13 protein-coding genes are annotated in these 13,347 nt (G+C 67.2%); 10 read left to right on the top strand and 3 right to left on the bottom strand.

All coding sequences use genetic code 11. The features are described from left to right. Window positions 1-3 precede the first annotated feature (3 nt). The 5 genes from lpxB to QM732_RS15165 all read left to right on the top strand — a co-directional run bounded on the left by lpxB (window position 4) and on the right by QM732_RS15165 (window position 4,330). On the top strand, window positions 4-1,131 hold the full coding sequence (gene lpxB / locus QM732_RS15185; RefSeq protein ID WP_415656955.1) for a lipid-A-disaccharide synthase: 1,128 nt from the start codon (window positions 4-6) through the stop codon (window positions 1,129-1,131). After that, window positions 1,103-1,720, top strand: a complete 618-nt coding sequence (gene rnhB / locus QM732_RS15180) for a ribonuclease HII (protein ID WP_415656954.1) — start codon at window positions 1,103-1,105, stop codon at window positions 1,718-1,720. Before lpxB ends, rnhB begins: the two co-directional genes overlap by 29 nt. Continuing rightward, window positions 1,717-2,493 carry a TrmH family RNA methyltransferase gene (locus tag QM732_RS15175; RefSeq protein WP_415656953.1) on the top strand — a complete coding sequence of 259 codons (777 nt, stop codon included), beginning with the start codon at window positions 1,717-1,719 and terminating at the stop codon, window positions 2,491-2,493. Before rnhB ends, QM732_RS15175 begins: the two co-directional genes overlap by 4 nt. Window positions 2,494-2,660: 167 nt before the next feature. Beyond that, window positions 2,661-2,867: a hemin uptake protein HemP gene (gene hemP, locus QM732_RS15170; RefSeq protein ID WP_415656952.1), complete on the top strand. Its 207-nt coding sequence runs from the start codon at window positions 2,661-2,663 to the stop codon at window positions 2,865-2,867. A gap of 272 nt (window positions 2,868-3,139) precedes the next feature. Next, window positions 3,140-4,330: a DUF2325 domain-containing protein gene (locus QM732_RS15165; protein ID WP_415656951.1), complete on the top strand. Its 1,191-nt coding sequence runs from the start codon at window positions 3,140-3,142 to the stop codon at window positions 4,328-4,330. A 10-nt stretch (window positions 4,331-4,340) separates the two neighbouring features. On the opposite strand, the gene QM732_RS15160 is transcribed toward QM732_RS15165, so the two are convergent. The 3 genes from QM732_RS15160 to QM732_RS15150 are packed head-to-tail and all read right to left on the bottom strand — an operon-like array spanning window position 4,341 to window position 7,410. Beyond that, the gene (locus QM732_RS15160) at window positions 4,341-5,225 is read right to left on the bottom strand and encodes an EamA family transporter (protein WP_415656950.1); all 885 of its coding nucleotides are present in this window, start codon (window positions 5,223-5,225) and stop codon (window positions 4,341-4,343) included. Between the two features lie 10 nt (window positions 5,226-5,235). Further along, window positions 5,236-6,057: a pyruvate, water dikinase regulatory protein gene (locus QM732_RS15155; RefSeq protein ID WP_415656949.1), complete on the bottom strand. Its 822-nt coding sequence runs from the start codon at window positions 6,055-6,057 to the stop codon at window positions 5,236-5,238. Window positions 6,058-6,111: 54 nt separating this feature from the next. Further along, a complete protein-coding gene (locus QM732_RS15150; RefSeq protein WP_415656948.1) occupies window positions 6,112-7,410 on the bottom strand; it encodes an HD-GYP domain-containing protein in 1,299 nt (432 codons plus the stop codon). Window positions 7,411-7,619: 209 nt separating this feature from the next. On the opposite strand from QM732_RS15150, the gene ppsA reads away from it, so the two are divergent. The 5 genes from ppsA (at window position 7,620) to rpsR (ending at window position 13,335) form a co-directional block, all read left to right on the top strand. Continuing rightward, a complete protein-coding gene (ppsA, locus tag QM732_RS15145; RefSeq protein WP_415656947.1) occupies window positions 7,620-10,028 on the top strand; it encodes a phosphoenolpyruvate synthase in 2,409 nt (802 codons plus the stop codon). Between the two features lie 72 nt (window positions 10,029-10,100). Beyond that, window positions 10,101-12,158 (top strand): sodium:solute symporter family protein, encoded by a 2,058-nt coding sequence (locus QM732_RS15140; protein ID WP_415656946.1) that lies wholly within the window; start codon window positions 10,101-10,103, stop codon window positions 12,156-12,158. 136 nt (window positions 12,159-12,294) lie between these two features. Next, complete coding sequence (gene rpsF, locus QM732_RS15135) at window positions 12,295-12,657, top strand: 30S ribosomal protein S6 (protein ID WP_088481805.1); 363 nt, start codon at window positions 12,295-12,297, stop codon at window positions 12,655-12,657. Window positions 12,658-12,707: 50 nt separating this feature from the next. Then, window positions 12,708-13,016, top strand: coding sequence for a primosomal replication protein N (priB, locus tag QM732_RS15130; protein ID WP_415656945.1), 309 nt, complete (start codon window positions 12,708-12,710; stop codon window positions 13,014-13,016). A 28-nt stretch (window positions 13,017-13,044) separates the two neighbouring features. After that, the gene (gene rpsR, locus QM732_RS15125; protein ID WP_415656944.1) at window positions 13,045-13,335 is read left to right on the top strand and encodes a 30S ribosomal protein S18; all 291 of its coding nucleotides are present in this window, start codon (window positions 13,045-13,047) and stop codon (window positions 13,333-13,335) included. Window positions 13,336-13,347 lie beyond the last annotated feature (12 nt).

Raw genomic sequence — 13,347 nt, 5'->3', positions numbered from 1 at the left:
TGAATGACTGGATCCGCGCCACGCTTCGGATTCGTGGCCGGCGAGGCCAGCGGCGATCTGCTGGCCAGCCTGCTGCTCCAGGGCTTGCGTGCGCGCTGGCCCGGGCTGACGTCCCAGGGCATAGGCGGGCCCAAGATGATTGCCCAGGGCTTCGAGACTTGGTGGCCGCACAGCAAGTTGTCCATCTTCGGCTACGTGGACGCGCTGATGAACCTGCGCGAGCTGCTGTCCATCCGTCGGCAGCTCGGCACGCGACTCATCTCGAGCCGCCCCGACGTTTTCATCGGCGTGGATGCGCCCGACTTCAATTTCGGCCTGGAGACCCGGCTGCGCGAGGCCGGCATCAAGACGGTTCACTTCGTCTGCCCGTCCATCTGGGCCTGGCGTCCCGAGCGCATCGTGAAGATCAAGGCAGCGGCCGACCATGTGCTGTGCCTGTTCCCGTTCGAGCCCGAGATCCTGCGCCAGGCCGACATCGGCGCGACCTACGTCGGCCATCCGCTCGCAGACGCCATCCCCATGGAGGTGCCGCGCGTTGCGGCCCGTGCGGCGCTGATGCTGCCGGAGGACGATACCGTCATCGCGCTGTTGCCCGGCAGCCGCAGGAGCGAGATCAACTACATCGCGCCGGCGCTCATCGGCGCGGCCCGGCTGCTGGCCAGGCCGGGCCGCCGCTTCGTGATCCCCATCGTGCCAGGCTTGCGCGCCCTGGTGGAGCCTCTGCTGGGCGGCGTGGACATTCAGCTCGTCGACGGACAGTCCCACGCGGCGCTGGCAGCCTGCGACCTGACGTTGGTGGCCAGCGGCACGGCCACGCTCGAGGCGGCGCTGTTCAAGCGCCCCATGGTCGTTGCCTACCGAATGAACGCACTGAACTGGTGGCGCATGAAGGGTCGAGGCCTGCTGCCGTGGGTCAGCCTGCCCAACATCCTGGCACGCGACTTCCTCGTTCCCGAGTTGATCCAGCAGGACTGTACGCCCGAGAATCTTGCTCGAGAGGCCGAGGGCTTGCTGGCCGACGCGCCACGCCGTGCGGTCCTGCATGAGCGATTCATCCAACTTCACGAGCTGTTGCGGCAGGACACCGCACGGCGCGCCAGCGATGCCATTGCGACGCTTATCGGCGCCTGAGCAGGGCGCCTTGGACTGGACGCCACCCGGCCTCGTCGCTGGCGTGGACGAGGCTGGCCGCGGGCCGCTGGCAGGGCCCGTCTTCGCGGCGGCCGTCATCCTCGATGACTTGCAGCCCATCGCCGGCCTGGCCGACTCCAAGGTGCTGACAGCGGCCCGGCGTGCACGCCTGTACGACGAGATCCGCGCCAAGGCACTGTGCTGCTGCATCGCTCAGGCGACGACCGAGGAGATCGACCGCATCAACATCCTGCAGGCCACCATGTTGGCCATGCAACGTGCCGTGAACGGCCTGCGCCTCAAGCCGGCCCTCGTGCGCGTCGACGGCAACCGCCTGCCGGTACTGGCTGTGCCAGCCGAGGCCATCGTGAAGGGCGACGCCACCGTGCAAGCCATCTCGGCTGCCAGCATCCTGGCCAAGGTCGCGCGCGACCTGTTTTGCGAGCAGATGCACGCAAGCCATCCGCAATATGGCTTTGCCACGCACAAGGGCTACGGCACACCGGAACACCTGGCCGCGCTGCGCGAGCATGGCGCCAGCCCCTGGCACAGGCGCTCGTTCTCGCCGGTGCGGGAGAACCTCAGATGAGTGCCCAGATCCTGCACGTCACCTCCCGCGACAACCCGGCCCTTGTGCGGCTGCGCAAGCTCGCCACCGAGCCCGGCGGGTACCGAAAGACAGGCAGTGTATGGATCGAGGGCGACCATCTGCTGCGTGCGGCGCTGCAGCGCGGCTGGCGACCTGCGCTGGTCGTGCTGACCGAGGCCGCGATGCAGGAAGCGACGCTGGCCGCGCTGGTGGAATCCGCGCCGCGCGTCCTCGTCGTGCCGGCCGGTCTGTTCAAAGGGCTGAGCGGTCTGGAATCTCCAGCGCAGATCGGCGCGGAACTCATGCTGCCTGCGGCATCCACCCTGACCCCCAATGCAGCCAGTGTCGTGCTGGACCGGCTGCAGGACGCGGGGAATGTGGGCGCCATCCTGCGCAGCGCGGCCGCCTTCGGCGTGCGTCAGGTGCTGGCGCTGAAGGGCACGGCGGCGCTTTGGTCGCCCAAGGTGCTGCGCGCGGGCCAGGGGGCGCATTTCGGCTTGAGTCTCGTTGAAGGCCTGGGGGCCGAAGACCTTTCCACCCTGGTGGTGCCGCTGATCGCCACCAGCTCTCATACCGAACATGTGCTGCATCGCATCAAGCTGCCGTCACCCTGCGCCTGGGTCATGGGCCATGAGGGCCGGGGCGTGTCGGCGGAGCTGATGGCGCGCTGTGCTCTGACAGTCGGCATTCCGCAGCCGGGCGGCGAGGAGTCGCTGAACGTGGCGGCGGCGGCGGCCATCTGCCTTTACGAGAGCGAACGCCAAAGGGCCTGAGTCGCCTCTTCGGTAGCAGGCCGTGGGAGGGCCTGCGCGCTGGGTGCAGCCCCCTTGGGCTCGGATACGCGTGCATGCATGTGCCCTTCAGGGCGGGCTGCGGCCCCGCGCACATCAGCTGATAGCCATCGCTTGCAATCGAGAATGATTCTCATTACAGTAGGTGCATGTTCGATGACTCCACGCCCAAGCCGCCATCGATGCTCGCGGCCAAACAGCCCGCGCGTGCCGCTGTATCCACCATGGAAGCCGGCCAGCGCCGCATCGACAGTGCCACGCTGCTTGGCCACGGCGGTGAGCTGTTCATCGACCACCAACAGCAGGTCTACCGCCTGCGTGTCACATCGCAGGGCAAGCTGATCCTGACCAAGTAGTTCCCGCGTTTCGATACCTCGCGCAAGCCAGCCGTCGCCAGCCCGCGCCTCCTACCGGAGTTCCCGTGCTGAAGACTGTCGTTGCGCCCCTGCCAAGCATGCTCCGCGCGTCGGGTCAACGGCGTCGAACCGGTCTGTGCTTGCGCTCGTCGCACAAGACGGCGTCGACGTGCGGGCCCGTCGCCATCCCATCCGTCCGGTCCAGCGCGGCGCGCAGCCCATCGGCAGCTGGGTGAAGTTCCCCGTCCGCATTGTCTTGGAGACCTCATCAAATGGCTGAAGCCTGTTGCGCCGCTCGTGCGGCTGTGCCGCCCACCACCGGCTCGCGCCGTCGTCGTCTGTGGGAACTGGGCAGCCATGCGCATTGCCCCGTCGTCGGCGTCTGCGTGCCGCTGGAGCGTGTGCGCGTGCTAGCCAAGAAGCTGCTCGTGCTGCAGGGCGACGAGGACGACTACACGCTGCACTGCAGCCTCGTCACAGCTGCCGCACGGCGCAATGCGGTGGCGGAGGCCTTGCAGAAGGACCTGGAGCAGCGCTTCACGCTGGACGTGCGCAGTGCCGCCCAAGCAAAGTGCCGCGACGACCTGATGGCCTGGTGGCGCGCGCGTGCGGTGCACGGCGAGGCCATTGCCGGGGCGTTGTGGGCGACGCTGACGCATGCCCGTTGCGACGAATGGTTGGAGATGCGCGTGCTGGGCCAGGTGCACATGCTGCAGCACCAACTGGGCGCCGCGCAGCGTGTGGACCTGGCCCGCCATCGCGACCTGGTCGCGGAGCACCAGGCGCTCGCACGCGACTATGCCGAGGTGCAGCGGCGGGTGACTGCCTGGAGCGCGGAGCGCACCCGAGAGCAGCAGGCCTGGGAGCAGGAGCGCATGCAGCAGCGTGCTCAGTACATCGGCCTGCAGACCCAGTTGGCCCAGGCGCAGGAGCAGCTTCAGCAACTTCAGGCCGCCCGCCCCGACCTGCCGGAACGCGAGGCGCTGCGCGAACGTCTTGCCGAACAGGTGGAGCGCAATCAGGCGCTGCAGCGCGAGGTGAATCGGCTCGTGGCGCGAGCGCCCGTGGTGGCGGCAGCACCCCGTTTGGAGTTGCCTGCACCACTGGAGGAGGCCGAGGCCGTCGAGGCCGCGACGCTGCTGAACCGCGTTGTGCTCTGCGTCGGTGGGCGTGGTGGCAGTGTGCCGCAGTACCGCCAGGCGGTGGAGGGCTGTGGTGCACAGTTCCTGCACCACGACGGCGGCAGCGAGCACCGGCCTGCGCAGCTGGAGCCGCAGCTTGCAGCGGCCGATCTCGTCATTTGCCAGACCGGCTGCATCAGCCACGATGCCTATTGGCGCGTGAAGGACCACTGCAAGCGTCATCAGAAGCGCTGCGTCTTCGTCGACACGCCGGGCCGCAACGCTTTCGAGCGCGCGCTGGCGCAGGCAGCGACCAGCGAGGGCACGGCACCGGTTCCTTGAGGCTCTGTGCTCAGAGAGCCAGCGAGACGACCCCGATACCGATCAACGCGGCGCCCGCCAGCCGCCAGCCGCGCTCGCCTTCACCCAGAAGCTGGCCGCCCAGCAGGGCCGCGAACAGCATGGACACCTCACGCGCCGGTGCTACGCGCGATAGTGGCGCTTCGCGTATGGCCATCAGCACGAGGATGTAGGCCAGCGGCCCCAGGCCCGCGACGGCGAGCACGCCGCGCCAGGACCTGCGGAGTTCGGGCCAGAAGCTGTGCGGCTGCCGCAGCAGCGTGGGCAACTGCAGCGGCACTCGCAGGACGTTGCCGAAGTAGTCCAGCATCAGCGGCGACACGGCCAGCATCTTGACGGCATAGCCATCCAGCAGCGTGTAGCCGGCGATCAGCGCGCCGGTGGCGGCGCCCCACCAGACGCCCATGCGGCGTCGCCGCGCGGCCTCGGCGTCATGAGCCATGTCGCGGCCGATGAGTCGCGGACCCATGGTGATCAGCAAGATACCTCCGACGACGCCCGCCAGACCCAGCGCGCCGTGGACGCCCAGGTGTTCGTCGAGCAGCGTGACGGCGGCCAGCGCCGACAGTAGAGGTCCGCTACCGCGAGCGACCGGGTAGACCACGGTCAGGTCGCTGGCCCGATATCCGGCGATCAGGCAGTTGAAATAGGCCAGGTGGACTACGGCGCTGGCCGCCACGAAGCCCCAGGCCAGCATCGACCAGCGCGGCAACTCGTCCAGCCCCACCCACAGCACGGCGGGCAGCCACAGCACGACCACGCCGAGGGCGCAGCTGAAGACAAAGTGCGTACCTCCGCCCCATTTCTTGGCGGCGAGGTTCCAGACGGCGTGAAGGAGGGCGGCGGCAAGGACCAGGGCGAGTGCGGAAGCGGGCATTGGGCCTGCTTCAGTACATCAGGCGGTCCGGCCGGATGTCGCGCAGGATGGTGGTCGCGATCTCTTCGATGGACTTGTGCGTGGACGACAGCCAGGCGATACCCTCGCGCTTCATCATGGCCTCCGCCTCGTTGACCTCGTAGCGGCAGTTCAGCGTGTCGGCGTACTTGCTGCCAGGACGGCGCTCGTTGCGAATGGAGGCCAGGCGCTCGGGGTCGATGGTCAGGCCAAAGCACTTGCGCTTGTGCGGCAACAGCGGTGCCGGCAGCTTGCGGCGCTCGAAATCCTCGGGGATCAGTGGGTAGTTGGCTGCCTTGATGCCATGTTGCATTGCCAGGTAGAGCGATGTGGGCGTCTTGCCACAACGCGATACACCGACCAGTATGACGTCGGCCGTGTCGAGATTCTTGGACGACTGACCATCGTCGTGAGCGAGAGAGAAGTTGATGGCCTCGATGCGGTCGTGGTACTCCTGGCTCTCGGCCACGTCGGAGAAGCGGCCGACGCGGTGATTGCTCTTGATGCCGAACTCGTCTTCCAGCGGCTCGATGAAGGTGCCGAACATGTCCATCACCCGGCCCTGGCAGTGCTCTCGCACGACCTTGAGCACATCGCGGTCGACGAGGGTGGCGAAGACGATAGGCCGCTGACCTTCTTTTTCGCCGGCCTCGTTGATCTCGGCGACGACGGCATGGGCCTTGTCGGCAGAGTCGATGAAGGGCCGACGCACGTGGCGGGCCTTGATGGAGAACTGCGCGAGGATGGAGTTGCCGAAGGTCTCGGCGGTGATGCCCGTGCCGTCGGAGACGAAGTAGACGGTTCTGGCGTTCATGGCAGCGACTCCGGTCGGTTCTGGGGGCGTTGCCATGATAGCCAGCAGGGGGGCTCAGGCCTCGGCCTTGAGCCTGGCCAGCAACTCGCGCATGACGGCACCATCCTGGTCAGGCAGCATGCCGGCCCGCAGCAGGGACTCGCGCTCCAGTTCACGCAGTCGCCATTCGAGCTCGCCGACGACCGTCATCAGCTCGACCTGCAAATCGGCGTCGCGCTGCTCGGCCAGCGCGGTGACGAGGGCGTCGGGCTCATGGGCGTCCAGGCCGGTGCTGGAGAAGGCCGTCCGGATGCGTTGCAGGCGTTGCAGGGCTGCCTCGAGGACGGCGCGCTGGCTGGGAGGTGCCACGGCGATGCGCTCGTCGATCCAGGGGCGGGTCTCGCGGAAGCGTTCCAGCGTGGCGACGATGGCGACGACGCGCGGAATGGCCGACTCCAGCGGCACCGGATCGACGACCGCCTCAGCGGCCGGCGCGTCGGCCTGCGCAGCAAGCGTGATGGCTTCGGTGAGTTCGCGGCTGAACTCGCCAGGGATGAGCTTGGTGGCCACGCTGGCACGCGTCAGCGGCGTCCCGCTGTTCTCGATCAGGGCCATCAGCCATTCGGCGGCGGCGAGGATCTGGCCATTCAGGGGCAGGTCGGCGCCCTGCACGCCCCTGGGGTAGCCGAAGCCGTCAAGCCGCTCGTGGTGGTGGAGTACGGCACTGGCTACCTCCCTGCCGGCGCCGGGCATGTTGCGCAGCACGCGTTCGCCGATGACGGGGTGCGAGGCAACGTGTCGCCATTCCTGCGGCCCCAGCGGGGTGCCGGGGCGCATGTACTGAGGCTCTATGTAGAGCTCGCCGATGTCATGCAGCAGGCCGGCCAGCGCCAGCATACGGTGGCGATCGGGCTCTCCGGGCAACAGGCGGCGCGACAGCGCCAATGTCAGCATGGCGACACCCACCGTGTGCTTGAGGCGGTCGCCCTGGTACTCGGCGTAGACCGTGAGCAGCGACTGCACCGGGTTGCTGAGCTTGAGCGTGGCCAGCGTCGTCGGCGCTGCGGGGTAGAGGTCGTGGGCGCAGATGGCCTTGAGCAGGGGGTACTGCTCGAACAGTGCCTCGCCGATGGGGCCGAAGCTTCCTGGCATCACGCCCTCGGTGATCCGGATGCAGTCCTCCAGCGGCTTCTGCAGCTTGTGCATCAGTAGGCGCTCTCGCACCCTCTCATCGACCTGGGAGCCCTTGGCGAGTAGCTTGATGCCGCTCTGGCTGACGATGTCTTCGATCGCCTCGACCGGCCGCGCCTCGGCCGTTTGAATCACGTGGTCCAGGAAATGCCTATTGACTTCGGGAGCGGGTTCGGTAATCACCCGGGTAATTGTGCACAGCGGACGGTTACACGCCGGTACGCAGCCCCTAGAATCCGTCCCAATTCCTCGCGATCAGCCCTCATGCGCGCTCCCGCCCTCCAAGAAGAATTCAGAAATGGATGGAGCTGCGCCTGCCTTGAGCCCACGAGCTCGGCATTGGGCCCGGACGATGCGACGGCACCGGTTTTTCAACCTCCCGGAGTTTTTTCATGTCCACCCTGTTCGAGGCGACCGCCCTGGTCGTACCGTTTGAGAACCTGAGGATGACCGATGTCGAGGCAGTTGGCGGCAAGAACGCCAGCCTCGGCGAAATGATCTCGCAGCTCGCTGCAAGCGGCGTGCGCGTCCCCGGAGGTTTCGCCACCACGGCACATGCCTTCCGACAGTTCCTCAAGCACGAGGGCCTGGATGCGCGCATCGCGGCGCGTCTAGCCACGCTCAACACCGACGATGTCCGCGCGCTGGCCGAGGCCGGCGCGGAGATCCGCAGCTGGATCGAGAGCCAGCCCTTCCCGGCTGACTTGGAAGCCGGCGTGCGCCAGGCTTTCGCGCGGTTGACTGCCGACAACCCCGGCGTGTCCTTCGCCGTGCGTTCGTCCGCCACGGCCGAGGACCTGCCCGACGCCTCATTCGCTGGCCAGCAGGAGACCTTCCTGAACGTGCATGGCATCGAAGAGGTGCTGCACAAGATGCGCGAGGTGTTTGCCTCGCTCTATAACGACCGTGCCATTAGCTACCGTGTTCACAAGGGCTTTGCTCATGGCGACGTGGCGCTGTCGGCGGGTGTGCAGCGCATGGTGCGTTCCGACCTTGGCTCGGCCGGCGTCATGTTCACTATCGACACCGAGAGCGGCTTCCCAGACGCAGTTTTCATCACGTCCAGCTACGGACTGGGCGAGACGGTGGTACAGGGTGCCGTGAACCCAGACGAGTTCTACGTGCACAAGCCCGCGCTGAAGGCCGGCAAGCTGGCAATCATCCGTCGCAACCTGGGCTCCAAGCTGATCCGCATGGAGTTCGCGTCGCCCGAGGAAAAGGCCGCCAGCGGCAAGCTGGTGAAGACGGTGGATACGCTGCCCGAACACCGCAACCGCTACTCGCTGAACGACGCCGAGGTCACGGAACTGGCGCAGTACGCGCTGATCATCGAGCAGCACTACGGCCGCGCGATGGACATTGAGTGGGGGCGTGATGGCGAGGACGGCAAGCTCTACATCCTGCAGGCCCGCCCGGAGACGGTGAAGAGCCAGCAGGCCGGCCAGGTTGAGCACCACTACAAGCTCAAGGCGCATAGCGCCGTGCTGGCCGAGGGCCGCGCGATCGGCCAGAAGATCGGCACCGGCCCCGTGCGCTTGGTCGATAGCGTCGCCGAGATGGAGCGCGTGCAGCCGGGGGATGTGCTCGTCACCGACATGACCGACCCGAACTGGGAGCCGGTCATGAAGCGCGCCAGTGCCATCGTCACGAACCGTGGCGGTCGCACCTGCCACGCCGCCATCATCGCCCGCGAGCTGGGCATCCCGGCCGTGGTGGGCTGTGGCGACGCGACGGACAAGCTCAAGGACGGGCAACTGGTCACGGTGGCCTGCTCGGAAGGCGACACCGGCTACATCTATGACGGCCTGCTGGAGACCGAGGTCAGCGAGGTGCACCGCGGCGAGCTGCCGTACTGCCCCATCAAGATCATGATGAACGTCGGCAACCCGCAGTTGGCCTTCAACTTCGCGCAGATGCCTTCCGGCGGCGTGGGCCTGGCCCGGCTGGAGTTCATCATCAACAACAACATCGGCGTCCATCCCAAGGCCATCCTGGACTATCCCAACATCGACGCCGAGCTGAAGAAGGCCGTCGAGTCGGTGGCGCGCGGCCACGCCTCCCCGCGCGCCTTCTATGTGGACAAGCTGGCCGAGGGCATCGCGACCATCGCCGCCGCCTTCTACCCGCGGCCGGTCATCGTTCGCCTATCGGACTTCAAGAGCAACGAGTACCGCAAGCTCATCGGCGGTACCCGCTACGAGCCGGACGAAGAGAACCCCATGCTGGGTTTCCGCGGTGCATCGCGCTACATCAGCGGGGAGTTCCAGGACGCCTTTGCGATGGAGTGCGAGGCGCTGAAGCGCGTGCGCAAGGATATGGGCCTGACCAACGTCGAGATCATGGTGCCCTTCGTGCGAACCGTGAGGCAGGCCGAGAAGGTTGTCGCCATGCTGGCCGAGAGGGGCCTGAAGCGCGCTGCGGCCGGCGGCACCGACGGCCTGCGCCTGATCATGATGTGCGAGGTGCCCAGCAATGCCATCCTGGCTGAGCAGTTCCTCGAGCATTTCGATGGCATGTCCATCGGCTCCAACGACCTGACGCAGCTGACGCTGGGCCTGGACCGCGATTCCGGCCTGGAGCAGCTGGCCGGCGACTTCGATGAGCGCGACCCGGCCGTCAAGGCCATGATCTCGCGGGCCATCCGTGCCTGCCGCGCCACCGGCAAGTACATCGGCATCTGCGGCCAGGGCCCCAGCGACCATCCGGACTTTGCCGAGTGGCTGGCCGAGGAGGGCATCGTGTCCATCTCGCTGAACCCCGACACCGTCATCGACACCTGGCAGCGTCTGGCTGCCAAGTAGACCGGCGTCCTTGCTGATCGGCCCGGGTTCTCCGCAGGGGGATCCGGGCTTTTTGTTGCCATGATCGCGGCCGTGCCTGCCCGTCATCTCCATCGCCGCTACGTCCTGTTCGCGCTGAGCTTCATCGCCTTCGTGATCGCCCTTGGCCTGGCCGAACAGCGTGGCCTACCCAAGGTCTGGATCGGCTACTCCTTTCTCGGCGCGACGGTGCTCGTCTACGCCGTCATCGGCATCCTCTGCCGCACGACGGACCCGGCCGAGTATTTCGTCGCCGGCCGCCGCGTGCCGCCGCTCTATAACGGCATGGCCGCCAGTGCCGACTGGATGAGCGCGGCCAGTTTCATCGGCCTGGCCGGCACACTGTATGTGAGCGGCTACGCCGGCCTAGCCTATGTGCTGGGCTGGACGGGCGGCTTCTGCCTCGTGGCGCTGTGCATCGCACCCTATCTGCGCCGCTTCGGCCAGTTCACGCTGGCCGACTTCCTTGCCGAGCGCTTCGAGAGCCGCCTCCTGCGTCTCGTCGGAGCGTCGGCAGCCATCCTCGTGTCTTTCGTGTACCTGGTCGCGCAGCTGTACGGCGTCGGCCTCATCACGACGCGGCTCACGGGCCTGGGTTTCGAGGTCGGCGTCTTCGTTGGCCTGGGCGGCGTGCTGGTCTGCTCCTTCCTCGGCGGCATGCGAGCGGTCACGTGGACGCAGGTTGCCCAGTACATCATCATGATCCTGGCCTATCTGGTTCCGGTCATCTGGCTGAGCGTGAAGCAGACGGGCTGGCCGCTGCCCCAACTGGTCTATGGCCAGCAACTACATCAACTGGCCGAGCGCGAGCGCGAGCTGATCTACGACCCAGGCGAGCTGCAGGTGCGTGCCATTCACCAGCAGCGTGCCGATGCCGCGACGGCGCGCCTGGCTGACGTGCCCAAGGCGCTGGCCGACGAGCAGGCGAGGGCGGCCGCGAGCGTGGCCGCGCTGAAGGCGGCGAACGCGCCGCTGGCCCAGATCCAGGTCGCAGAGAAGCAGCGTGCGTCCTTGCCGCGCACCTCCGCCGAGGCCGAGGAGCGCTGGCGGCGCGAGCAGGCGAGCGAAGCCCAGCAGGCCCAGCCGCTGTCGGGCCTGGTGTCGCACACCCAGCCGTTCGCCGGCAACCCCGATGGCGGCCCGGCCGAACGCGAGCAAGCCAGCGAGGCCCGGCGCAACTTCATCGCGCTGGCCCTGTGCCTGATGGTGGGCACGGCTGGCCTGCCACATCTGCTGACGCGCTACTACACGACCCCGTCCGTGGCCGCGGCGCGCGAGTCGGTCGCGTGGTCGCTGGTCTTCATCTGCCTGCTCTACCTGACGGCACCTGCCCTGGCGGTGATGGTCAAGACCGAGGTTTTCAATGGCTTGGTCGGCACGGCCTTTGACCAGTTGCCAGCCTGGATACGCCAGTGGCAGCGGGTCGATCCGGCGCTGCTGTCTGCTGTTGACCTGAACGGCGACGGCCGGCTGCAGCTGGGCGAACTGCGCCTGCATCCTGATCTGGTGATGCTGGTGATGCCGGAACTGGGCGGGCTGCCCTACGTCATCTCCGGCATGGTCGCCGCCGGTGGGCTGGCGGCCGCGCTGTCCACGGCCGACGGGCTGCTGCTGGCCATCTCCAGCGCTCTCTCCCACGACTGCTACTACAAGGCCATCAACCCGGAGGCCTCGCGCACGCGGCGGGTGACGCTGTCCAAGGCCCTGCTGCTGGCCGCGGCCCTGGCGGCCGCGGCGATTGCGTCCAGTCGACCGGCCGACATCCTGGCCGTCGTCACTGCCGCCTTCTCCATCTCGGGCTCCACCTTCTTCCCGGCCCTGGTGGCCGGGGTGTTCTGGCGCCGGGCCAACCGCGCCGGTGCTCTGGCCGGCATGCTGACCGGGTTGGGCGTCTGCCTGATCTACCTCGCGATGGCCCACCCAGGGCTCAGGGCCTTGAGCGGCCTGCCGGGGCCGGCCTCGACGATCTGGGGCATACAGCCGGCCGCGGCCGGCCTGTTCGGCGTGCCGGCCGGGGTGCTGGCGTTGGTGATGGTCAGCCTGATGACGGCGGCGCCTAGCCCGCGGCAGCGCGACTTCGTCGACGCACTGCGCAGCCCCCAGCAGCCCTGAGACCGCCCGGATTTGGCAGATCGTCCTTCCCAGGCTAGAATCCCAGGTTCCCCCTTGCCGCAACCACGTGTCGACGCCGTGGCGCGGCTTCCACAGCACGGCAACCCTGCCGGGCTGGAATCCACAAGGAGTACACATGCGTCACTACGAAATCGTTCTGCTGATCCATCCGGATCAAAGCGAACAGGTTCCGGCCATGCTGGAGCGCTACAAGGGCCTGATCACCGCCGGTGGCGGTGTCGTGCACCGGGTCGAGGACTGGGGCCGTCGCCAGATGGCTTACCTGATCCAGAAGCTCGCCAAGGCCCACTACCTGTGCCTGAACATCGAGTGCAGCAAGGAAGTCCTGGCTGAGCTCGAGACCGGCTTCCGCTTCAACGACGCCGTGCTGCGCCACCTCACCGTGGTCCAGGACAAGGCCATCACGACCCCCTCGGTCATGATGAAGGCCGTCGAGCGCGAAGAAGCCCGCAAGGCGCCGCAGCAAGAAGCGGCCTGAGCACAGGTCATCGCTAAAGAACCAGGTTTCTCGAGCAGCGTGCCTTTCGCGTGAACCAGCTTCACCTGCAGGCACAGATCCAGCAACTCGGACAAGTTCGCTACACCCCCGCCGGGCTGATGGCCCTGGACGCAAGCCTGAAGGCCGAGTCCGAAGTCATCGAAGCCGGCAAGCCGCGCAAGGTCTCCCTGGAGATCAAGGCGGTGGCGGTGGGCGAAGTGGCCAAGCAATTGCAGGCGCTGGGAGTTGGTGGCCATGCGGTCTTCCGCGGCTTCCTGACCCACCAGCGCAACGGTCGGGGCTTCATCGCCCACGTCACCGTGATAGAGCCCGCAGCCGCGGAACCTGGAAGTTTTTGAATCCGGATAGATTTAACAGAGGTCCACTATGCCCCCGCCCCGTGGTAAAGGTCGCTTCTCCAAGGACAAGAAGCCCAAGCGCAACCAACAGTCGCTGCTGTTCCGCCGCAAGCGTTTCTGCCGCTTCACCGTCGCCGGTGTCGAGCAGATCGACTACAAGGACATCGACACGCTGCGCGACTTTGTCGCCGAAAACGGCAAGATCACGCCCGCTCGCCTGACCGGCACGCGCGCCTTCTTCCAGCGTCAGCTGACGGTTGCCATCAAGCGCGCGCGCTTTCTGGCCCTGCTGCCGTACAGCGACCAGCACAAGGTCTAAGGAGCTGACGAC

Source organism: Roseateles sp. (assembly GCF_047654805.1).
In the GTDB taxonomy this organism is placed as follows: domain Bacteria; phylum Pseudomonadota; class Gammaproteobacteria; order Burkholderiales; family Burkholderiaceae_C; genus Pelomonas.
Note: the sequence above shows the minus strand (reverse complement) of the source record. Positions and strands in the feature narration are given on the sequence as shown.

Excerpts from the sequence above, each read along its gene's own strand:
- lpxB (WP_415656955.1), top strand. The coding sequence starts at position 4 with ATGACTGGATCCGCGCCACGCTTCGGATTCGTGGCCGGCGAGGCCAGC.
- rnhB (WP_415656954.1), top strand. The coding sequence starts at position 1,103 with ATGCCATTGCGACGCTTATCGGCGCCTGAGCAGGGCGCCTTGGACTGG.
- QM732_RS15175 (WP_415656953.1), top strand. The coding sequence starts at position 1,717 with ATGAGTGCCCAGATCCTGCACGTCACCTCCCGCGACAACCCGGCCCTT.
- hemP (WP_415656952.1), top strand. The coding sequence starts at position 2,661 with ATGTTCGATGACTCCACGCCCAAGCCGCCATCGATGCTCGCGGCCAAA.
- QM732_RS15165 (WP_415656951.1), top strand. The coding sequence starts at position 3,140 with ATGGCTGAAGCCTGTTGCGCCGCTCGTGCGGCTGTGCCGCCCACCACC.
- QM732_RS15160 (WP_415656950.1), bottom strand. The coding sequence starts at position 5,225 with ATGCCCGCTTCCGCACTCGCCCTGGTCCTTGCCGCCGCCCTCCTTCAC.
- QM732_RS15155 (WP_415656949.1), bottom strand. The coding sequence starts at position 6,057 with ATGAACGCCAGAACCGTCTACTTCGTCTCCGACGGCACGGGCATCACC.
- ppsA (WP_415656947.1), top strand. The coding sequence starts at position 7,620 with ATGTCCACCCTGTTCGAGGCGACCGCCCTGGTCGTACCGTTTGAGAAC.
- rpsF (WP_088481805.1), top strand. The coding sequence starts at position 12,295 with ATGCGTCACTACGAAATCGTTCTGCTGATCCATCCGGATCAAAGCGAA.
- rpsR (WP_415656944.1), top strand. The coding sequence starts at position 13,045 with ATGCCCCCGCCCCGTGGTAAAGGTCGCTTCTCCAAGGACAAGAAGCCC.